At 73.7% G+C, this 278-nt stretch carries 1 protein-coding gene; it reads right to left on the bottom strand.

The window, feature by feature from the left end:
• Positions 1–70: 70 nt before the first annotated feature.
• A partial coding sequence (gene pgk, locus AX737_RS26385) for a phosphoglycerate kinase (RefSeq protein ID WP_156453977.1) occupies positions 71–278 on the bottom strand: 208 nt, incomplete at its 5' end.

Here is a 278-nt window from a genome sequence, read left to right as displayed (position 1 = left end):
ACGCTCCGGGCCCCTCACCCTGTCCCTCTCCCGCACGGGAGAGGGGACCCGCGCCCGATCCGGAGATGTCTCAGCCCTTGGCCCGCAGCGCCTCGACACCCGGCAGTTCCTTGCCCTCCAGCCATTCGAGGAAGGCGCCGCCCGCCGTCGAGACGTAGGAGAAGGCCTCGCCCGCCCCCGCATGGTTGAGGGCCGCGACCGTGTCGCCGCCGCCCGCCACCGAGACGAGCTGCCCGGCCTTCGTGCGCTCGGCGCCTTCGAGCTGACCCCCTTCGACG

The organism is Methylobacterium sp. CCH5-D2 (assembly GCF_001556475.1).
GTDB lineage: Bacteria > Pseudomonadota > Alphaproteobacteria > Rhizobiales > Beijerinckiaceae > Methylobacterium > Methylobacterium hispanicum.
This window is presented reverse-complemented; position numbering and strand designations above follow the sequence as displayed.